We start from the raw sequence: 21,093 nt of genomic DNA on the forward strand, positions 1-21,093 counted from the left end.
TATCAATCATGGAATGAGGTACACCTATGCGTGCTCTGCCCCGCTCTGCCGGTACAGACGTTGCGGCCCAGTGTTTTTTAAACGCCCTGTTGCGCGAAACGAAGGACTGGCGCTATCTCCCCGCTACCGCCGCGGATGCGCTATCTGAGATCCATATCCCGCTTTCCCAAACCCAGGCGCTTCGGGTGCCGGTACGCTATTTCTCTCCCACTCAGCATCATCAGTACCGTTTTCCGGCAACGCTTATTCAACGCAACAAAGATGATGGTGACGCTGTCACATTTACCCAACTGGTTGATTTAATTCTTGAAAAACCGTCCGTGAAAGGCTCGCTGGATGTCGATACGCTGGCGCGCTTTAAGCAGCGCGTCCTTGAAAGCCATGCGCACACCTGGCAGGCGATCGATCTGCGCCACGGCTGGGCAACCCTGCGCGATAAGCCGCTGACGTTTGCCGAAGCCGAACAGGCGCTGCTGGTTGGCCACGCGTTTCACCCGGCGCCGAAGTCGCACGAGCCGTTCAGCGAAACCGAGGCGCGTCGCTATCTGCCCGACTTCGCCTCCCGCTTTCCGCTGCGCTGGTTTGCCGTTGAGAGCACGCTCGTGGCCGGTGACAGCCTGAACGTCTCCCTGCGTGAGCGCCTGCTGCGCTTCGCGGCCCAGAGCGCGCCCGAGCTGCTCGGCCACTTCACCGACACCCGCTGGCTGCTGCCGATGCATCCGTGGCAGGCCGACTATCTGCTGGAGCAGGCCTGGTGCCAGCGTCTGGTGGAAAACGGTGCATTGCAGGACCTGGGCGAGGCGGGCGCGCAGTGGCTGCCCACCAGCTCCTCCCGCTCGCTGTACAGCGAAAGCAACAGCGACATGATTAAGTTCTCCCTCAGCGTGCGTCTGACCAACTCCGTGCGCACGCTGTCGGTCAAAGAGGTTAAGCGCGGAATGCGCCTGGCGCGTCTGGCGAAAACGGAACGCTGGCAGGATTTACAGGCGCGCTACCCGACCATGCGCGTGATGCAGGAAGACGGCTGGGCGGGGCTGCGTGACGAAAGCGGCACGGTTCAGGAAGAGAGCCTGATGGCCCTGCGCGTCAACCTGCTGTTCGACACGCCTGACACCCAGACCAACGTGCTGGTCAGCCTGACCCAGGCCGCGCCGGACGGCGGCGACAGCCTGCTTGCCTCCGCGGTGCGACGCCTGAGCCAGCGTCTGGATTTACCGCTCGCTCAGGCCGCCCGCTGCTGGCTGGACGCCTACTGCGACCGCGTGCTGCTGCCGCTGTTCAGCGCCGAGGCGGACTACGGTCTGGTCCTGCTGGCGCACCAGCAAAATATCCTCGTCGAGATGCAGCAGGATTTCCCGGTCGGACTTATCTACCGCGACTGCCAGGGCAGCGCCTGGACCGAAGGGGCCGACGCATGGCTGAAAGAGGCTGGCGAAACCGACGTGGAAAACCGCTTCGGTGAGAGTCAGCTGCTGCGCTACTTCCCTTACTACCTCCTGCTGAACTCTACCCTTGCCGTCACCGCCGCCCTCGCCGCCGCCGGTTTCGACAGCGAGGAGAACCTGATGTCCCGCGTGCGCGATGCGCTGGCGGGTCTGCGCCAGACCGCGAAGCAGACCCGCTGCCTCGACTACGTGCTCGACAGCCCGACCTGGAACTGCAAAGGCAACTTCTTCTGCTATCTGCACGACCGCAATGAAAACACCATCGCCGATCCGGCGGTGATCTATTTCGACTTTAGCAACCCGTTTTACAAGGAGAAGGCGTAATGGCTATCGCGAATATCGTCCATTCCGGCTACGGCTTTCGCTGCACCGCAACGGATCGCGCCCTGCCGCTGACGTTGGGTCTCGACGGCAGCGCGGTGCTGGAGCGTCTGAATGCGATCCCGGACGGCTGGCTGGTGGAAGCCCTGGATCAGCTGTTTGTAGCGGCCCCCGCGCTGACCGGCATTACCCTGCCGTGGGCTTCCTGGCAGGATGAACCCCAGGCAAAGGCGCTGTTTAGCCTCGCCCACGGGGACTATCTGGCGCGTGAAACCTTCTGGCAGCTGCCGCTGTGGCTGAAAGGCGAGCAGCCGCAGCCCAGCGGCGGTATGCAGTTTGACGAGAGCCGCCAGCTGTACTTCCCGCTGCGCCCTCACCGCCCCGAGGGCGAGGTATATCGTCGTTACGATCCGCAAATTAAGCGCACGCTGAGCTTCCGCGTGGCCGACGTGGCGCTGGACGGCGAGCGCTTTACCCAATGGATGAATAACCCGCGCGTGAACGCCTTCTGGGAGATGGCGGGCCCGCAGGCCGAGCAGGAAAGCTACCTGCGCCGTCAGCTCGACTCAGCGTACTGCTACCCGGTCATTGGCTGCTTCGACGACCAGCCGTTCGGCTATTTTGAACTCTACTGGGCGCCGGAAGATCGCATTGGCCGCCACTACCGCTGGCAGCCGTTTGACCGCGGGCTGCACATGCTGGTGGGCGAAGAGAGCTGGCGCGGGGCGCAGTACATCCGCAGCTGGCTGCGCGGCCTGAGCCACTATCTGTATCTCGACGAGCCGCGCACCACGCGGATTGTCGCCGAGCCGCGCTTCGACAACCAGCGCCTGTTCCGCCATCTGGACTCCGCCGGTTTCGACACGGTGAAAGAATTTGACTTCCCGCACAAACGCTCGCGCCTCATCATGAGCCAGCGTCACCGCTTCTTCAGCGAGGTGGGCCTGTGAACGCGCGCTGGCAAAAAGTGAACCGCGAGATGGTAGGGAAGATCCTCGCCGAGCTGGAATACGAACGCACGCTGCGCGCCGAACCCTTGGACGTGGACCGCTGGCAAATCACCATGGGCAGCGAAACATGGCAGTTTCGCGCCGCGCGCGGGATCTGGGGCTGGCTGCATATCGACCCGGACAGCCTGATCGCCGCCAGCGGCAATGCCGTGGAGGCGGAAAGCGCGCTGCTGCAGCTGGCGACGGTGCTGGAGATGAGCGACGCGCAAACGGCGGAGCACATGGAAGATCTCTACGCCACGCTGCGCGGCGACATGCAGCTGCTGCAGGCGCGTGAAGGACTGGACGCGGACGCGCTGATCCACCTCGACCCGGACGAATTACAGTGTCTGATGAGCGGCCACCCGAAGTTTATTTTCAACAAGGGTCGCCGCGGCTGGGGGCTGGACGCCCTGCGCCATTACGCCCCGGAGTACCGAGGGCGCTTTCGCCTGCACTGGATCGCCGTGCCGCGGGAGCATCTGGTCTGGAGCAGCGACGTCGATTGCGACATTCACAGCCTGCTGTCCAGCGCCATGGACGATGCCGAGCGCGCACGGTTTGATGCCCGCTGGCAGGCGCTGGGTCTCGACGACGGCTGGCTGCCGGTGCCGCTGCACCCGTGGCAGTGGCAGCAAAAAATAGCCATTCACTTCGTGGCGCAGCTGGCGCGCGGTGAGATGGTTGAGCTGGGCGAGTTTGGCGATGAGTATCTGGCGCAGCAGTCTCTGCGCACGCTCACCAACGCCAGCCGTCGCGCGCCGTATGACATCAAGCTGCCGCTGACCATCTACAATACCTCCTGCTATCGCGGGATCCCGGGCAAATACATTGCCGCCGGGCCGCTGGCCTCTCGCTGGCTACAGCAGCAGTTCACCGCCGACGCTACGCTTGCCCGCTCTGGCGCGCAGGTGCTTGGCGAACCCGCCGCCGGCTACGTGTCGCATCCTGGCTATGCCGCATTGCCGAAAGCGCCCTACCGCTACCAGGAGATGCTGGGGGTGATCTGGCGCGAGAACCCGTCCTGCTATCTGCAGGACGGCGAACAGGCGGTCCTGCTGGCGGCGCTGATGGAAACCGACAACGCAGGGCGTCCGCTGATTGACGCGTGGATCGCGCACTCCGGCTTAAGCGCCGACGCGTGGCTGGAAAAGCTGTTTGAGGCATCGGTGATCCCGTTCTATCACCTGCTCTGCCGCTACGGGGTGGCGCTGATCGCCCACGGGCAGAACGTGACGCTGGTGATGAAGGACTACGTGCCGCAGCGCGTCCTGCTGAAGGATTTCCAGGGCGATATGCGCCTGGTAGATGAAGATTTCCCGCAGGCGCAGAGCCTGCCGGAGCAGGTAAAGGCCGTCACGGCGCGCCTGAGCGCGGATTACATTATTCACGACCTGCAAACCGGCAACTTTGTCACGGTGCTGCGCTTTATCTCACGCCTCACCCAGCAAAGCGGCGTCAGCGAAGCGCGCTTCTATCAGATCCTCGCCGGCGTTCTGCACCGCTATATGGCCGCGCACCCTGAGCTTGCTGAACGCTTCGCGACGTTCGACCTGTTTAAGCCGCAAATTATTCGCGTGATCCTCAACCCGGTCAAGCTGACCTTCTCCGAACACGACGGCGGCAGCCGCATGCTGCCGAACTACGTTACCGACCTTGATAACCCTCTGTTTCTCGCCTCCCGGGAGTCCGCGCAATGAAAACCTATGATTTCATCGGCATTGGTATTGGCCCGTTTAACCTCAGCATCGCCGCGCTGGCGGAAGGGCTGGACGGCTTTAGCTCGCTGTTTCTTGAGCGTAAACCGCACTTCTCCTGGCACCCGGGGATGATGGTGCCGGACTGCCACATGCAGACCAGCTTCCTGAAGGATCTGGTCAGCGCCGTGGAGCCTACCAACCGTCACAGCTTCCTGAACTACCTGGTGCAGCGTAAAAAGTTCTACCGCTTTCTGACCACCGAGCAGCGCACCGTTTCGCGGGAAGAGTTTGCCGATTACCTGTGCTGGGCAGCGGACAACCTCACCAATCTCGCCTTCAGCCAGCAGGTGCAGCAGGTGAACTTTGACGAGGAAAGCGGCCTGTTTGAGGTCGTGACCCAGCGCGATCGCTTCCTGGCGCGCCACGTCTGCGTGGGGATTGGCAAACAGATCAACCTCCCGGACTGCGTTACGACGCAGGACGATACCTGCTTCCACGCCAGCGAGATGATGCTGCGTACCCCGGATCTCGCGGGCAAGCGCGTCACCGTCGTTGGCGGCGGCCAGAGCGGCGCCGATCTGTTCCTGAATATCTTCCGCGGCGAGTGGGGCCAGCCGCTGAGCCTGAACTGGATCTCGCGCCGCAACAACTACAACGCGCTGGATGAGGCCGCCTTTGCCAACGAGTACTTCACGCCGGAGTACGTGGACAGCTTCTGCACGCTGGGTGAAGAAGCGCGTCGCCAGATGCTGCACGAGCAGAAGATGACCTCCGACGGCATCACCACCGAGTCCCTGCTGGCGATTTACCGCGCCATGTACCACCGCTTTGAGGTGCTGCGTGAAAAACCGTGGGCGCACCTTCTGCCGTCCCGTTCGGTGACGTCGCTGGCGCGTCAGGAAAATGGTCAGCGCCTGAGCATTCAGCATCACCTCGACGGCGGCCGCGAGCAGCTGGATACCGACGTGGTGATTTTCGCCACCGGCTACCGCGCCGTTCAGCCCGCGTTCCTCGCGCCGCTGTCCCACCGCCTGCAGCTGGATGCGGACGAAGCCTTCTGCATCAACAACGATTTCACCCTCGAATGGGACGGCCCGCAGAGCAACCGCCTGTTCGCCGTGAATGCCGGGATGCACCGTCTCGGCATTGCCGAACCCCAGCTCAGCCTGATGGCCTGGCGCGCGGCGCGCATTCTGAATCGCGCCCACCCCGACGAGCCGTTTGAGCTGGCAACCACCCCTGGCGTTATCCACTGGCGAAGCACGACCCGCCCGGAGAACAGCCAGGTTTTTAAATCCTTAGCAAAAACCACCGAGTACTGACACACACAATCAGGGTCAACATAACAATGAAACGTTCTCATCTTTGGGTTTTAAATCCTTGCTTGCTTGCAATGCTTTCTACCTCTGCGTGGGCGGAAGAACAAAAGGAAGAAAATATCGTTGTCTCCGCCAGCCGCGCGCACCGCAGCGTGGCGGAGATGGCGCAGACCACCTGGGTCATTGAGCGGGCTGAAATTGAGCAGCAGGTTCAGGGCGGGAAAGAGATTAAAGAGGTGCTGGCGCAGCTGATCCCGGGCATGGACGTCAGCAGCCAGGGGCGTACCAACTACGGCATGAACCTGCGCGGCCGCTCGATGATGGTGATGGTGGACGGCGTCCGCCTGAACTCCTCCCGCAGCGACAGCCGCCAGCTCGACTCCATCGATCCGTTCAACATTGACCGTATCGAAGTGATCTCCGGCGCCACGTCACTGTACGGCGGCGGCAGCACCGGCGGCCTGGTGAACATCGTCACCAAAAAGGGCCAGCCGGAAACCGAAGTGGAGTTCCAGACCGGGGCAAAGAGCGGGTTTAACAGCCATAACGACCACGATGAGAACGTGTCGGCAGCGGTCAGCGGCGGCAACGATAACGCCTCCGGCCGCCTGTCGGTGTCGTATCAGCGCTACGGCGGCTGGTACGACGGCAACGGCGACGAGGTGATCATTGATAACACCCAGACCGGCCTGCAGTATTCCGACCGTATCGACGTGATGGGCACCGGCACCCTCAATATTGACGAGCACCAGCAGCTGCAGCTGACGACCCAGTACTACAAGAGCGAGTCCGACGGCAAGCACGGGCTGTATCTCGGCAAGAACTTCTCGGCGGTCACGGGGGATGCCACCGCCTATAACAAAGGGAACCTCGATTCTGACCGCGTACCGGGCACCGAGCGCCACCTGATCAACCTGCAGTATTCCAATACCGACTTCTGGGGCCAGGATCTGGTCGCGCAGATTTACTATCGCGACGAAAGCCTGACCTACTATCCGTTCCCAACCCTGACCAAAGGCGTGGTGAGCAGCATCGGCGCGTCGCAGCAGAAAACCGATTTTTACGGCGGCAAGCTGACGCTGAACAGCAAGCCGGTCGACGATTTAACGCTGACCTGGGGCGTGGATGCCGACCACGAAACCTTTGACGCCAACCAGCAGTTCTTTAACCTGAGCAAAGCCGCGGCGAGCGGCGGCATGGAGCTGGATAACGCCTACAACGTGGGCCGCTACCCGGGCTACAGCATCACCAACCTCGCCCCGTTCCTGCAGGCCAGCTACGACATTGACGCCATCACCCTGAGCGGCGGCGTGCGCTACCAGTACACCGAGAACAAGGTGGACGACTTTGTCGGCTACGCCCAGCAGCAGGCCATCGCTACCGGGAAAGCCACCTCCGCCGACGCGGTGCCGGGCGGGAAAACCGATTACAACAACTTCCTGTTTAACGCCGGGATCCTCGGTCGCCTGACCGAACAGCAGCAGGTGTGGTTTAACTTCTCCCAGGGCTTCGAAATTCCGGACCTGGCGAAGTACTACGGCTCCGGTACCTATCAGCTCAGCAACGGCCACTATCGCCTGCTGAACAGCGTCAACGTGAACGACTCAACGCTGGACGGTATCAAGGTCAACGCGTACGAGCTGGGCTGGCGCTATACCGGGGATAACCTGCGCACGCAGGTTGCGGCGTATTACTCGCTCTCGGATAAGACCATCACCATCAACAAGACGGACATGACCATCAACCTGGAAGACGACAAGCGTCGTATCTACGGGGTGGAAGGCCAGGTGGACTATTTCTTCACCGACAGCGACTGGAGCACCGGCGCGAACTTTAACGCCATCAAGTCTGAAACCCGCGAAAACGGCAAATGGGAGAAGCTGACGGTCGACAGCGCCAGCCCGTCGAAAGCCAGCGCGTGGGTCAACTGGGCGCCGGGCGACTGGACCCTGCGCGTGCAGAGCACGCAGACCTTTGACGTCTCTGACGCCGACGGCAAGAAGATCGATGGCTATAACACGGTCGACTTCCTGGGCAGCTACGCCCTGCCGGTGGGGAAAGTCAGCTTCAGCGTGGAAAACCTGCTGGACAAAGACTACACCACCGCCTGGGGCCAGCGCGCGCCGGGGCTGTATAGCCCAACCTACGGTGCACCGGGCCTGTATACCTATAAAGGCCGCGGACGAACGTTTGGTCTGAACTACTCCGTGCTGTTCTAATCCTGCGCGCCGCCTGCGGGCGGCGCATTTGCTGTGTAATTTGAACGCGAATTTACTATAAAATCAGCAATTTGCTGAAATTGTCAGCAAACGAACAAAAAGCGCGTTTTCACCCTTTGACAAGGCGTACTGAGGTCGCTACTATGCGCCTCGTTCACACGATTCCTCTGTAGTTCAGTCGGTAGAACGGCGGACTGTTAATCCGTATGTCACTGGTTCGAGTCCAGTCAGAGGAGCCAAATTTGAAAAGCCTGCTTTTAGAGCAGGCTTTTTGCTTTTCTGCATCTGGAAAGATTGTCGGGTGGCGGCTGCGCCTTACCCGACCTACGGGACCATAGGCACGATAAGCGCAGCGCCACCGGGCAATAAACCGCTGCTGTCATCAAGTTACCGCACGACCGGCGGAAAGACCCGTAACCCTAGGGCAGCCGGGCAATCACCTTAATCTCAAACTGGAATCCGTACAGCCACGTCACGCCTATCCCCGTCAAGGTAGGGTAAGGCGCTTCCCCCCAATATTCTGGCAGGACACTCCAGATAGCGTCGAGGTTTGACTCGGGATCGACGACAAAGAGGGTCACGTCAACCACGTCATCGAAGGTGCAGCCCGCAGCGGTGAGCACAGCATTAAGGTTATCGAATGCCAGCCGAACCTGCGCATTAAGGTCCTCTTCAGGCGAACCATCCTCGCGGCTACCTACCTGCCCCGAAACAAACAGGAAACCGTTAGATTTAATGGCGGGTGAATACCGATTGCGTTCATAGAGCGCCTGGCGCCCGAGGGGAAAAACCGCTTCGCGTGCTGTCATGTTTGTACCTTTGTTATGGGGCGAAATCTGCCCGGTGAACATGAAGACACTTTACAGGCGCGGGATCGGGCAGATAAACAAGCGACTTTGTCCATCATTGTTTGTAATATCCAAACAATCGGCATTAAGAGAGGATAAGGAATGGATCGTTTCGATGCGATGCGCGCCTTTGCTCGCGTGGTGGAGGCAGGCAGTTTCACCAAGGCTGCCCAAACGCTTCATATGAGCAAAACCACGGTGACGCAGCTTATTCAGCAGCTGGAAGCGCGCCTGCGCGTCAAATTGCTCCACCGCACGACCCGTAGGCTTGGCGTCACGCCTGATGGCGCGGTTTACTATGAGCGCGTCGTTCGCCTGCTGGCGGACATGGAGGATGCTGAGAACAGCCTGTCCAGTGCGGCAATAACGCCCAGGGGAAGAATACGGGTAGATGTGCCCACTCCTCTCGCTCGACTTGTGCTGGTGCCCGCGCTGCCGGCTTTTCACGCGCGCTATCCTGATATCCAGTTCGACATGGGCGTGAGTGACAGGGTGGTGGATCTGATCGGCGATAACGTGGATTGCGTCCTGCGGGGAGGGGAAATCAACGACCAGTCCCTGATTGCCCGCCACGTCGGCGATTTGCGAATCGGCGTTTACGTCGCACCGAGCTATGTGGAACGCCTCGGCGCCCCTGTGCATCCGCAAGAGCTGGAAAACACGGACCATCGCATAGTGGGATTCTTGTCCTCGCGCACCGGCAGGATTGATCCTCTGATAATGCACGGTGAGAGTGAACAAATTGAAATCACGGGCAGCTATGTGCTCGCCGTGGATGATGGCAACGCTTATCTCGACGCTGGGCTAGCGGGATTAGGCGTGATTGCGCTACCCGTCTATATGGCGGCAGCGCATCAGGCTTGTGGCGCATTAATTCCGCTCTTTGAGGATTGGCGAATTAAGCCAATGCCCCTTTACCTGGCATTTCCGCCGAACCGCCATGTCAACGCCAGACTGCGCGTTTTTATTGATTGGATCGTTGAACTGATGCAGCAGCACGTCCCCACTTCCACCAGGAAGTAACAACATCTATTCGCTCATCATCGCCGATTGACGGTTATGCTGGCGATTTTGAAGCATGCTTTTCGCTCTTCTGCCCTACAGCACAAAGTCATAGTGCGAGCCATCTGGCAGTTCAACATCAAGCCGCAGCTTTCCGCCCGCAGCCTCAACGTAGCGTTTGAGTGAAGAGAGTTTCAAATCGCGCCCTGGCTTTTCCATTACCGCAACGGTAGGCTGCCTGATACCCAACGCCTGCGCCATTTCAACCTGCGTTTTATTTACTTTCTCACGTAACTCAGCCAGATGAATGTTGAGAAGAATATCCGTCGCTATCGCCTCAGCACTGGCGACAACCTCCGGCTTTTCATCCGCTATAAGCTGCTCAAGGGTTCTTCCCATCGCATTATTCCCTCTCTTTTAATGTATTCAGCCAGTGAGTGAATTCCAGGTCAGCAACGAGGAGCATCTCATCGTAGAACCGCTTTTCATTGCCGACTTTATTGCCAGCACAAAGCACGATACCCGTGCGGTTTGGGTCAAATGCGAAAAACGCCCGCAATGGATAGCCCTTACTCTGAATGCGAAGCTCTTTCATGTTGCTGTGACGGGACCCTTTAAGCCTATCAGCGTAGGGTCTCGATAAACCCGGCCCTTTCTCTCGCAATACAAGCAGCGCTGCAAGTACGCAGGCGCGATCGGTATCATCAAGCGCAGTAAACCAGCGATCAAATCTGTCCGTCGTGTTAATTGTCCACACAAGACCTCCATCAAATATAGATCAAAAGCTATATACATGCAAAGCTATAGCGATGATTATGCTGAGAGGGAAAAGAAGATTCTTGTGGGGTTATGTGAATACTGAATGCGTGCCGGAGTATTTCTATGTATCTCTTATCGGATATTCATTTTGTTACGAGCAACATCGAAAAAAGCCCAGGAGCCCGGTCAGCGCAGCGCAGCCGGGCAAACCCGCACCTAAATCTGATAATCAATCGCCACTTCTTCCGGCTCCATGACCTGGCGTTTAATCTCATCCACCGACAGCCCGGCGTTGCACAGCTCGATAAAGCGCCACACATAGTTGCGCTGCAGCTGTCCGCGCTTCAGGCCAAGCCAGACGGTGTTGGCGTCAAACAGATGACGCGTGTCAAGACGCACCAGGTTCCCGTCCTCACGCTCGCCGCTGGACTGTTCCGCCACCAGGCCAATGCCCAGGCCCAGCTCGACGTAGGTCTTGATCACGTCAGAATCCTGCGCGCTCAGCACCACGTCGGGCGTCAGCCCTTTGCGGTTGAAGGCTTCATCAATGCGCGAGCGTCCGGTGATCCCCTGGCGGTAGGTAATCAGCGGCCATTTCGCAATATCTTCCAGCGTCAGGGGAGAGACCTGATTCAGCGGATGATCGACGGGAAGTAACAGGCTGTGGTACCAGCGGAACCAGGGGAACGCCACCAGCAGCGGGTCGTTGCTCAGGCGCTCGCTGGCGATACCGATATCCGCCCCACCGTTTTGCAGCAGCACTTCAATTTCCTGCGGCGTGCCCTGGATGAGCTCCAGACGGACGTCAGGAAAGAGTTCGCGGAACGCTTTTATCACCGGCGGCAGGCTGTAGCGCGCCTGGGTGTGGGTGGTGGCGATGGTGAGCACGCCCGAGGCGTCATTGGTGAAGAGATCCGCCAGGCGACGCACGTTGCTGGCCTCGTTGAGGATCCGCTCCGCGATGGTGAGCAATGCCTTACCCGGCTCCGTCATGCCGAGCAGCCGCTTGCCGCGGCGGATAAAGATCTCTATACCCAGCTCCTCTTCCAGCTCGCGTATGTGGCGGCTAACGCCGGACTGAGAGGTATAAAGCATATTGGCGACTTCGGTCAGGTTGTAGTCCCGCCTGGCCGCCTCACGGATAATTTTAAGTTGCTGGAAATTCACGATTCACTCCGGCGCATCTGACATAGCTCTATTGTTAGAGTCAGCCGAGCTGCAGAACAAATAATAAAAACCAGCATCTTATGCTTTTATGGAATATCAGCTCACGAGCTGGAGTTCACGGTTCTCAAGCGATGGCTTGCTGACCAGCGACATCAAAATCTCTTTTACCGCCTGCGCCTGCGGCGACAGCGAACCGCGTGCAGACATGTTCAGCGACAGCGGCAGGCTCATCGACGGCGTGGTGATGCGGGCCATCCAGCCGTTTGCCGCACCGCACAGCGAGCGCGCGGCGGATTCCGGCAGAACGGTAACGCCCATGCCGCTGGCAATGGCCGCGGTGAGCGTGGAGATGGAGTCAATTTCGCCAATGATTTTGGCCGTCAGGCGGCGCAGGGAGAACGCTTCGTCCACGCGCACGCGCACGGCGCTGTAGTCGCGCGGCAGATAAAGGTTCATCTCTGCCACGGCGGTAAGGTCGACGCTCTGGCCCGGACAGTCGCGGGTGCCCACGAGGTAGAGATCTTCTTTCAGCAGCGGCTGGCTGGTGATCCCGGCAACAGGCGAGCGATCGTACAGAACCGCCATGTCCAGCTGGCCGCTCAGCAGTTTGTCATTCAGGACGGAGCCACTGTTTTCATGCAGGTACACCAGCACTTCCGGCAGCTCGGCGCGGACGGCCTGCAGCAGCGGCATGGTGATAGACGATGCGGCCGTACCCGGTGCCAGACCGATGGAAACATGTCCGCTCAGGGTCTGTCCCACGTTATTCACCGCCAGCTGCGCCTGTTCACACTGGCGAAGAATGGTGCGGGCGTGGGTATACAGGATCTTGCCTGCTTCCGTTGGCGTGACGCCGCGTTTGGTGCGTATCAGCAACTGCTGATCCATCTCGCCTTCCAGAGTAGCCACCTGCTGGCTCAGCGCAGGCTGCGCGATATGCAGCACTTCGGCTGCTTGAGTCAGGCTGCCGATATCGACGATTTTTACGAAGTATTTCAGTCGTCTTAAGTTCATTTTGCCCCCTGTTCGAAATGCGGTGCCGTATCCGGCTGTCGTTGTTGAACAGGTTTTGCAATATGAATGCCACTTTTACCAGGCGCTCTGGACTGGCCGCTAAGCGCCTGAAAATAAGGAAAGCTAATCATAGACGGGGGTTTTATTACCGAAACAGCAGTTTCCGATCTGCCCCATTAGGGGTACAGTCGCACCAAAGCGGTGCATTTCGCTGCCAAAAACATCACTTTGCCGATTTTGTCAGCAAACGATCAAAAGGCGTTGCTCCACCCTTTGACAAGGCGAACGCAGGTCGATAATATGCGCCCCGTTCACACGATTCCTCTGTAGTTCAGTCGGTAGAACGGCGGACTGTTAATCCGTATGTCACTGGTTCGAGTCCAGTCAGAGGAGCCAAATTTGAAAAGCCTGCTTTTAAAGCAGGCTTTTTGCTTTTCTGCGTCTGGTGAAATTGCCGGGTGGCGGCTTCGCCTTACCCGACCTACGGGATTGTAGGCCCGGTAAGCGCAGCGCCACCGGGCGAAACGAACTTATTGACTGAGCTTGACCGGCATTCCCGAGCGCCGCTCCAGTTCGGCACCCGCGCCCTCGTTTATCAGCTGCGTCCGCTGCGCGGCTGACATCGGCAGAGGCACTTTGCGGGTTGATTCAAACTCCGCGCGATTGCGTGATAATGGCTCATGCACTTCCACCCAGCGGCTGCCGTCCGGCTCGGTGGTCACTTTGACGGGCCGATCGATAAGCTGCACGCGGGTTCCGACGGGGACATTATCGAACAGGTATTTGATGTCGTTATTACGCAGACGAATACAGCCCTGGCTCACGCGCAGCCCGATGCCGAAATTCGAGTTGGTGCCGTGAATGGCATACAGCCTGCCGATATAAATCGCGTACAGCCCCATCGGGTTATCCGGCCCCGCCGGCACGAAGGCCGGAAGCGTTTTCCCTTCAGCCGCATAGGCGCGCCGCGTATTCGGCGTCGGAGACCAGGTTGGCCCCTCCTGCTTACGCTCAACCGCCGTCACCCAGTCTCGCGGGGTTTCGCGCCCGGCCTGGCCGATGCCGATGGGCAGCACTTCCACGGTATTGCTGCCCGGCGGGTAATAGTAAAGACGCATTTCCGCCACGTTCACCACAATCCCCTCACGGACGGTGTCGGGCAAAATGAGCTGCTGGGGGATGACCAGCCGGGTGCCGGGTTTAGGCAGAAAAGGATCCACGCCGGGGTTGGCTTCCTGCATATTGCTTAGCCCCTGCCCGTATTTCGCGGCAAACGCCTCAAGCGGTAACGTATTATGGTCCGGCACGGTGATAGCCTGCGGGCTCCCCACCAGACGACTGCCCTCCGGCGGTAAAGGATAGCTCACCGCCTGCACGCTCTGGCTGATAAGTAACGCAGCAAGACAGCCCAACGCCTCTTTACGACGCATCTTCCCTTCCCCAGTCGCTTCGCTCTTTGTTAAGCATAGCGTAGCCGTTTTGCATTACCCATCAGGAAATAAAATCAGTTTGCACAGGCTCACAGGCGCGGTAGTCTCATAGGTTCCGTTTATATGACGGCCGCTATGTGAGTGACCTTTTCTTATACCAATAATTAAAAATCAGTGCAGACAGGACAACTATGGACTCCACTCTCGCCTCCACACATCCCAACGAGGAGACACCTTCGCTCAATCGTGCCCGCCGCGCAGCCCTCGGCAGCTTCGCGGGTGCCGTCGTCGACTGGTATGATTTTCTGCTTTACGGCATCACTGCCGCTCTGGTCTTTAACCGCGAGTTCTTTCCGCAGGTCAGCCCCGCGATGGGCACGCTCGCCGCCTTTGCCACCTTTGGCGTCGGGTTTCTGTTTCGCCCGCTGGGCGGGGTGATCTTCGGCCACTTCGGCGACCGTCTCGGCCGCAAGCGCATGCTGATGCTCACCGTCTGGATGATGGGGATCGCCACCGCGCTGATAGGCGTTCTCCCGTCGTTTTCCGCCATTGGCTGGTGGGCACCGGTACTGCTGGTCACCCTGCGCGCCGTCCAGGGCTTCGCGGTAGGCGGTGAATGGGGCGGCGCGGCGCTGCTGTCCGTTGAGAGCGCGCCGAAGAACAGGAAAGCGTTTTACAGCAGCGGCGTTCAGGTTGGATACGGCGTAGGCCTGCTGCTTTCCACCGGGCTGGTATCGTTCATCAGCCAGCTCACCACCGACGAGCAGTTCCTGAGCTGGGGCTGGCGCATTCCGTTCATCTTCAGCATCGTGCTGGTGATTGCCGCCCTGTGGATCCGTAACGGGATGGAGGAGTCCGCTGAGTTCGAAAAGCAGCAGGAAAAACCGGCCGCCAAAAAACGGCTGCCGGTGATGGAAGCCCTGATTCAGCACCCTGGCGCTTTTCTGAAAATTATCGCCCTGCGTCTGTGCGAACTGCTGACGATGTATATCGTCACCGCGTTTGCCCTGAACTACTCGACGCAAAATCTCGGCCTGCCGCGCGAACTGTTCCTGAATATCGGCCTGCTGGTCGGCGGGATCAGCTGCCTGACCATCCCCTGCTTCGCCTGGCTGGCGGACCGGTTTGGCCGCCGTCGCGTTTACATCACCGGGGCGCTGATCGGCACCCTCAGCGCCTGGCCGTTCTTTATGGCGCTGGAGGCGCAGTCCGTCTTCTGGATCGTCTTCTTCGCCATCATGCTCGCGAATATCGCTCACGATATGGTGGTCTGCGTGCAGCAGCCGATGTTTACCGAGCTGTTCGGCGCAAGCTATCGCTACAGCGGCGCGGGCGTGGGCTACCAGGTCGCCAGCGTGGTCGGCGGTGGGTTTACGCCGTTTATTGCCGCCGCGCTGGTGACCTTCTCCGGCGGTAACTGGCACAGCGTGGCGATTTATCTGCTGGCCGGTTGTCTGCTGTCGGCGGCGACGGCGCTGCTGATGAAAGAGACGCGCCACGGCTGATCTCCCTTTTGTTTCACAGGCGTGTGACATACTATCGGGTAGAGTCGCACACCTGTGGAACAAGGAGACAGAGATGAATAATAAGGGCTCCAGCCTGACCCCGGCTCAGGCGCTGGAACAACTCGACGCGCTGTATGAACAGTCCGTCAACGCGCTGCGCAACGCCATCAGCGAATATATTGAAACAGGGAAACTTCCCGACGAAAAGGCCAGATCCGAGGGCCTTTTTGTTTATCCATCGCTCTCTGTGACCTGGGACGGTAGCGCCAGCACGACGCCGAAAACCCGCGCCTACGCCCGTTTTACCCACTCCGGCTGCTACAGCACCACCGTCACCCGCCCCGCGCTGTTCCGCCCCTATCTTGAAGAACAGCTCACGCTGTTGTACCAGGATTACGGTGCGCACATTGCCGTTGAGCCTTCGCAGCATGAGATCCCGTATCCCTACGTGATTGACGGCTCGGCGCTGACGCTGGACCGCTCCATGAGCGCGGGGCTGACGCGTCATTTCCCGACCACCGAGCTTTCACAAATTGGCGACGAGACGGCTGACGGGATTTATCATCCGGCAGAATTTTCTCCCCTGTCGCACTTTGACGCCCGCCGGGTGGATTTCTCCCTGGCGCGCCTGCGCCACTACACCGGCACGCCCGTCGAACATTTCCAGCCGTTCGTGCTTTTTACTAACTACACCCGCTACGTTGACGAGTTTGTCCGCTGGGGCTGCAGCCAGATCCTCGACCCGGAAAGCCCCTACATCGCGCTCTCCTGCGCGGGCGGGATCTGGATCACCGCAGAGACCGAGGCGCCAGAGCAGGCTATTTCCGACCTCGCGTGGAAAAAACATCAGATGCCCGCCTGGCACCTGATCACCGCCGACGGCCAGGGCATTACGCTTATCAACATCGGCGTAGGCCCGTCAAACGCCAAAACCATCTGCGACCATCTGGCAGTGCTACGTCCGGACGTATGGCTGATGATTGGCCACTGCGGCGGCCTGCGCGAAAGCCAGCTGATTGGCGACTACGTGCTGGCCCACGCCTATCTGCGCGATGACCACGTGCTGGATGCGGTGCTGCCGCCGGACATCCCCATCCCGAGCATCGCCGAAGTCCAGCGCGCGCTGTACGACGCTACCAAGGAGGTCAGCGGCATGCCGGGTGAAGAGGTGAAACAGCGCCTGCGCACCGGTACGGTCGTCACGACGGACGATCGCAACTGGGAGCTGCGCTACTCCGCCTCCGCGCTGCGGTTCAACCTGAGCCGCGCGGTAGCGATCGATATGGAGAGCGCCACCATCGCCGCGCAGGGGTATCGCTTCCGCGTTCCTTACGGCACGCTGCTGTGCGTCTCCGATAAGCCCCTGCACGGTGAAATAAAGCTGCCCGGTCAGGCCAACCGTTTCTACGAAGGGGCTATCTCAGAGCACCTGCAAATTGGCATTCGCGCCATTGACCTGCTGCGGGCGGAAGGTGACAAGCTCCATTCCCGCAAGCTGCGTACTTTCAACGAGCCGCCGTTCCGCTAATAACAATAAGGAAAAATAATGTCCAGCACATCTCCGCTCTCTGCCCTGCGCCACTGGCTTGAGGCCAGCCATCTTGACGGGATGATCGTCCCGCGTGCGGATGCCTGGCAGAGTGAATACTGCGCGCCCTACGACGAAAAGCTGGCCTGGCTGACGGGATTTGACGGTTCGGCCGGCGTGGCGCTGGTGCTGAAAAACAAAGCGCTGCTGTTCGTTGACGGGCGCTATCAGGTTCAGGCGCGCGTCCAGGTTAATACGGATGAGATTGAGATCCACCACCTGCACAACGAGCCGCTGGCGCAATGGCTGGCGGAAAACGTTGCGGCAGGCACACGCATCGGTTTTGACGCGCTGCTGATGACCAATACGGAGTTTGAACAATTGTCTGCCACGCCGTGCGAACTGGTGCCCCTGAAGGCCAGTCCGTTTGACGCCTTATGGACCGACCGCCCTGCCGCACCGGCGGGGCTTATCCGTGAAATGCCGGTTGAACACAGCGGCGAACGCAGCGCGGACAAACGTCAGCGCGTCGCCGCCGTGCTGGCCGCAAAGGGTGCCGATTATCTCGCCATTACCCTGCCGGATAACATTGCCTGGCTGTTAAACGTGCGCGGCGCGGATATTCCTTACAGCCCGGTACCGCTCTCCTTTGCCCTGCTGGGGCGTAACGGCCACGTCGAATGGTTTGTTAACGACAATAAACTCAGCGCTCTGCCTGACAGCGTCCGCAACGCATTCTCCCTTGCGCCGCAGGATACCTTTATTGAGCGCTGTCAGCAGATTGCTGAAGGCAAACGGGTAATGCTTGATGCCGATTCCGCGCCGGTGGCCCTGCGCTTCGCCATAGAACCTCGGGGAGAAATTGTCTGGCAAACCGATCCCATCACCCTGATGAAAGCCGCCAAAAACCCGGTCGAGCTGGCAGGATATCGCGAATGTCATCACCAGGATGGCGCCGCGTGGGTTAACTTCCTGGCCTGGCTGAGCCGTGAAGTGCCGCGACGTGAGGCGGAAGGTAATCCGCTAACCGAGCTGGAAGTCCAGGCGCAGCAGCTTGCGTTCCGTCAGCAGCAGCCCGGCTTTATCGAGCAGAGCTTTGCGACTATCTCCGCCTCTTCGAGCAATGCGGCGATGTGCCACTATCATTCAAGCGAGGCCAGCAATAAGCCCCTCAGACGCGATAGTTTTTATCTGAATGATTCCGGTGGTCAGTATCACAACGGCACCACCGACGCCACGCGCACGCTGGCGTGGGGTAACGTCGATCCGCAGCAGCGCCTGCACTACACTGCCGTGCTGAGAGGCTTCCTGTCGCTGATTACCCTGCAGTTCCCTTCCGGGACTCAGGGGCATCAGCTGGATGCGTTTGCGCGTCGCCCGCTGTGGGAGATGGGACTGGATTACGATCACGGCACGGGACACGGCGTGGGGCACCAGCTGCTGATCCACGAGAACCCGCATCGCATCGCCAAAAAGGTCAACCCGTGGCCGCTGGTGGCGGGCAACATCATGACTATCGAGCCGGGATACTATCTGGGCGACAGCCACGGTATTCGTATCGAAAACCAGGTGGAGATTGTGGAGAGCCATCCGGGGTTCTGTAGATTTGCCTCGCTGACGCTGATCCCGATCGATTTAAGCCAGGTTGAGCTGCATCTGCTGAGCGAGCAGGAAAAAGAGTGGCTGGATGCATACCACCAGCAGGTACGCAAGGCGCTGGCACCGCTGGTGAACAGCGATGCGCGTGCGTGGCTGGAAGAGGCGACGGCGCCGATTCGTGTGAACGGATAGTGCGACTTTTGCCGGGTGGCGGCTTCGCCTTACCCGGCCTACGATTCGAGGGTTTTGTAGGTCGGGTAAGGCGCAGCCGCCACCCGGCAATTTCACCAGACGCAGAAAAGCAAAAAGCCTGCTTTTAAAGCAGGCTTTTTAAATTTGGCTCCTCTGACTGGACTCGAACCAGTGACATACGGATTAACAGTCCGCCGTTCTACCGACTGAACTACAGAGGAATCGTGTGAACGGGGCGCATATTATCGATGCTCCCCCTGGATGTCAAAGGCAGAATGCAGTTTTCCGATCGTTTGCCGAATTATTCTTCATTTCGCGCAATTGTCAGGCATTTTTCCGCGGGTATTTCCACAGCCAGCGCCCGCTGACCATTCGCCAGTAGAACAGCGCGCCCCGCACGGCCCAGTCGAGGAACATCCCCAGCCAGACGCCGACCACACCCCATCCGAGCATCACCCCGAGCGTATAGCCCGCGACAACGCGACATCCCCACATGCCGAACATCGATACCCACATCGCAAAGCGGGCGTCGCGCGCCCCTTTCAGCCCGGCGGGCAATACCCAGGAGGCCGCCCAGATGGGCATAAAGGCGGCATTGAGCCAGATGAGGATCTTAACCACCTCTTTAACGTCGTCTTCATGGGTATAGAACGAGGCCATCAGCCCGGCAAACGGCGCGGTTCCCCAGGCGATCAGCGTCAGCCCAATGGTCGACAGCCAGAACACGTGCCGAAGCTGCCGCTCCGCCTGACCTATCTGCCCTTTCCCGAGCCGTTTACCCGTGATGATGGTCGACGCCGACCCCAGCGCGTTACCCGGCAGGTTAATCAGCGAGGCAATCGAAAAGGCGATAAAGTTACCGGCGATAACGTCGGTCCCCATCCCGGCAACAAACATCTGCGTGAGCAGCTTCCCGCCGTTGAACAGCACGGATTCAATGCTCGCAGGAATGCCAATCCCCATCACTTCCCAGATAATGGCGAAGTTAAAGGGGCGGAAATAGCTCTTCAGCGTCAGGCGCAGCGAAGGCGCGATCCCCGCCATCAGCACTCCAATGATGGCCGCCGCACCGATATAGCGTGAAATGGTTAGCCCCAGTCCGGCACCGACGAAGCCCAGTCCGTCCCACGAGAACACGCCGTAGATCAGTACGCTGCTGATGATAATATTCAGGATATTCATCCCGCCGTTGATCAGCAGCGGGATTTTCGTGTTACCCGCCCCGCGCAGCGCACCGCTGCCAATCAGCGCGATGGCCGCCGCCGGATAGCTGATGACGGTCATCTCAAGGTAGGTCAGCGCCAGGTCTTTTACCTGATTCGAGGCATCCCCGGCGACAACGTCGATAATCTCTTTACCGAAATAGTGGATCACCGCCGCCAGAACGGTCGAAAAGACGGTCATGATCATTAGCGACTGGCGTGCCGCCTCGCGCGCACGTTTGGGATCCAGCTTGCCGAGGCTAAAGGCCACCACCACCGTCGTCCCGAGATCGATGGCGGCAAAGAACGAGATCACCACCATGTTAAAGCTGTCCGCCAGCCCGACCCCCGCCATCGCCTCTTTTCCCAGCCAGCTCACCAGGAAGGTACTCAGCACCCCCATCAGCAGTACGCAGGTATTTTCCAGGAAGATAGGCACGGCAAGAGGGGTGATTTCACGCCAGAACAGGACACGATAGCTTTTACGTTTTGCATACCATGGCGTGCGCGCTATCGCCTGGCGTAAGGAGGCAGTGACGTTCAAAATGGACCTTAGCGAGAAAAGTTGAAACTCCATTTCAAATGATGGGGGAGAAATGCTCATCCTGCAAAGTATTTTCCAGAAAAAGATGTGTGGATTTACAACAAACTGACGACAGAATCAGCAATCGGTCGATTTTCCCTAAGATCAGGTTTGACAAAACTTTTTTCGCCGCTAAGATAAGCCTCCACAACGATTCCTCTGTAGTTCAGTCGGTAGAACGGCGGACTGTTAATCCGTATGTCACTGGTTCGAGTCCAGTCAGAGGAGCCACATTTAAAAAGCCTGCTTTTAGAGCAGGCTTTTTGCTTTT

Annotated in this window: 16 protein-coding genes and 4 tRNA genes; 12 read left to right on the forward strand and 8 right to left on the reverse strand. The window is 59.3% G+C overall.

Annotated features, from left to right (window positions below):
• The first annotated feature begins 26 nt into the window (after window positions 1-26).
• The 6 genes from ACJBF3_RS00255 (at window position 27) to ACJBF3_RS00280 (ending at window position 8,232) form a co-directional block, all read left to right on the forward strand.
• Window positions 27-1,769, forward strand: a complete 1,743-nt coding sequence (locus ACJBF3_RS00255; protein WP_045328145.1) for an IucA/IucC family siderophore biosynthesis protein — start codon at window positions 27-29, stop codon at window positions 1,767-1,769.
• The gene (locus tag ACJBF3_RS00260; protein ID WP_045328144.1) at window positions 1,769-2,716 is read left to right on the forward strand and encodes a GNAT family N-acetyltransferase; all 948 of its coding nucleotides are present in this window, start codon (window positions 1,769-1,771) and stop codon (window positions 2,714-2,716) included. Before ACJBF3_RS00255 ends, ACJBF3_RS00260 begins: the two co-directional genes overlap by 1 nt.
• On the forward strand, window positions 2,713-4,455 hold the full coding sequence (iucC, locus tag ACJBF3_RS00265; RefSeq protein ID WP_045328143.1) for an IucA/IucC family siderophore biosynthesis protein: 1,743 nt from the start codon (window positions 2,713-2,715) through the stop codon (window positions 4,453-4,455). The genes ACJBF3_RS00260 and iucC overlap by 4 nt, the downstream gene beginning before the upstream one ends.
• Entirely contained in the window at window positions 4,452-5,777 is a 1,326-nt protein-coding gene (locus ACJBF3_RS00270) for a lysine N(6)-hydroxylase/L-ornithine N(5)-oxygenase family protein (RefSeq protein WP_045328142.1), read from the forward strand. Before iucC ends, ACJBF3_RS00270 begins: the two co-directional genes overlap by 4 nt.
• A gap of 26 nt (window positions 5,778-5,803) precedes the next feature.
• Complete coding sequence (locus ACJBF3_RS00275) at window positions 5,804-7,993, forward strand: TonB-dependent siderophore receptor (RefSeq protein WP_032641485.1); 2,190 nt, start codon at window positions 5,804-5,806, stop codon at window positions 7,991-7,993.
• A 163-nt stretch (window positions 7,994-8,156) separates the two neighbouring features.
• Window positions 8,157-8,232 (forward strand) — tRNA-Asn (locus ACJBF3_RS00280).
• Window positions 8,233-8,412: 180 nt separating this feature from the next.
• Here ACJBF3_RS00280 and ACJBF3_RS00285 read toward each other — a convergent pair.
• Window positions 8,413-8,802: a RidA family protein gene (locus ACJBF3_RS00285; protein ID WP_045328141.1), complete on the reverse strand. Its 390-nt coding sequence runs from the start codon at window positions 8,800-8,802 to the stop codon at window positions 8,413-8,415.
• A 141-nt stretch (window positions 8,803-8,943) separates the two neighbouring features.
• Between ACJBF3_RS00285 and ACJBF3_RS00290 the strand changes: the two genes are divergently transcribed.
• Window positions 8,944-9,864, forward strand: coding sequence for a LysR family transcriptional regulator (locus ACJBF3_RS00290; RefSeq protein WP_045328140.1), 921 nt, complete (start codon window positions 8,944-8,946; stop codon window positions 9,862-9,864).
• A 75-nt stretch (window positions 9,865-9,939) separates the two neighbouring features.
• Here the strand turns inward: ACJBF3_RS00290 and ACJBF3_RS00295 are convergent, their stop codons facing one another.
• The 4 genes from ACJBF3_RS00295 to nac all read right to left on the reverse strand — a co-directional run bounded on the left by ACJBF3_RS00295 (window position 9,940) and on the right by nac (window position 12,783).
• Window positions 9,940-10,242, reverse strand: a complete 303-nt coding sequence (locus tag ACJBF3_RS00295) for a helix-turn-helix domain-containing protein (protein WP_045328139.1) — start codon at window positions 10,240-10,242, stop codon at window positions 9,940-9,942.
• 4 nt (window positions 10,243-10,246) lie between these two features.
• On the reverse strand, window positions 10,247-10,600 hold the full coding sequence (locus ACJBF3_RS00300) for a type II toxin-antitoxin system RelE/ParE family toxin (RefSeq protein ID WP_045328138.1): 354 nt from the start codon (window positions 10,598-10,600) through the stop codon (window positions 10,247-10,249).
• 218 nt (window positions 10,601-10,818) lie between these two features.
• Complete coding sequence (cbl, locus tag ACJBF3_RS00305; protein WP_010432106.1) at window positions 10,819-11,769, reverse strand: HTH-type transcriptional regulator Cbl; 951 nt, start codon at window positions 11,767-11,769, stop codon at window positions 10,819-10,821.
• 96 nt (window positions 11,770-11,865) lie between these two features.
• Window positions 11,866-12,783: a nitrogen assimilation transcriptional regulator NAC gene (nac, locus tag ACJBF3_RS00310; RefSeq protein WP_045328137.1), complete on the reverse strand. Its 918-nt coding sequence runs from the start codon at window positions 12,781-12,783 to the stop codon at window positions 11,866-11,868.
• A 320-nt stretch (window positions 12,784-13,103) separates the two neighbouring features.
• Between nac and ACJBF3_RS00315 the strand changes: the two genes are divergently transcribed.
• Window positions 13,104-13,179, forward strand: a tRNA-Asn gene (locus tag ACJBF3_RS00315).
• Window positions 13,180-13,313: 134 nt separating this feature from the next.
• On the opposite strand, the gene ldtA is transcribed toward ACJBF3_RS00315, so the two are convergent.
• Window positions 13,314-14,213 carry a L,D-transpeptidase gene (ldtA, locus tag ACJBF3_RS00320; protein WP_045328136.1) on the reverse strand — a complete coding sequence of 300 codons (900 nt, stop codon included), beginning with the start codon at window positions 14,211-14,213 and terminating at the stop codon, window positions 13,314-13,316.
• A 191-nt stretch (window positions 14,214-14,404) separates the two neighbouring features.
• On the opposite strand from ldtA, the gene shiA reads away from it, so the two are divergent.
• The 3 genes from shiA to ACJBF3_RS00335 all read left to right on the forward strand — a co-directional run bounded on the left by shiA (window position 14,405) and on the right by ACJBF3_RS00335 (window position 19,037).
• Window positions 14,405-15,718 (forward strand): shikimate transporter, encoded by a 1,314-nt coding sequence (shiA, locus tag ACJBF3_RS00325; protein WP_045328135.1) that lies wholly within the window; start codon window positions 14,405-14,407, stop codon window positions 15,716-15,718.
• Window positions 15,719-15,791: 73 nt separating this feature from the next.
• Complete coding sequence (locus ACJBF3_RS00330; RefSeq protein ID WP_045328134.1) at window positions 15,792-17,246, forward strand: AMP nucleosidase; 1,455 nt, start codon at window positions 15,792-15,794, stop codon at window positions 17,244-17,246.
• Between the two features lie 18 nt (window positions 17,247-17,264).
• On the forward strand, window positions 17,265-19,037 hold the full coding sequence (locus ACJBF3_RS00335; RefSeq protein WP_045328133.1) for an aminopeptidase P family protein: 1,773 nt from the start codon (window positions 17,265-17,267) through the stop codon (window positions 19,035-19,037).
• Window positions 19,038-19,182: 145 nt separating this feature from the next.
• Here the strand turns inward: ACJBF3_RS00335 and ACJBF3_RS00340 are convergent.
• Both ACJBF3_RS00340 and emmdR read right to left on the reverse strand, forming a co-directional pair.
• A tRNA-Asn gene (locus ACJBF3_RS00340) sits at window positions 19,183-19,258 on the reverse strand.
• Window positions 19,259-19,361: 103 nt separating this feature from the next.
• Window positions 19,362-20,816, reverse strand: coding sequence for a multidrug efflux MATE transporter EmmdR (emmdR, locus tag ACJBF3_RS00345; protein ID WP_080351122.1), 1,455 nt, complete (start codon window positions 20,814-20,816; stop codon window positions 19,362-19,364).
• Between the two features lie 161 nt (window positions 20,817-20,977).
• Here emmdR and ACJBF3_RS00350 point away from each other — a divergent pair.
• Window positions 20,978-21,053: transfer RNA gene (locus ACJBF3_RS00350), tRNA-Asn, on the forward strand.
• The last annotated feature ends 40 nt before the right edge of the window (window positions 21,054-21,093 follow it).

Source organism: Enterobacter sp. PP-008-ECC_S150 (genome assembly GCF_045257065.1).
GTDB lineage: Bacteria > Pseudomonadota > Gammaproteobacteria > Enterobacterales > Enterobacteriaceae > Enterobacter > Enterobacter chengduensis.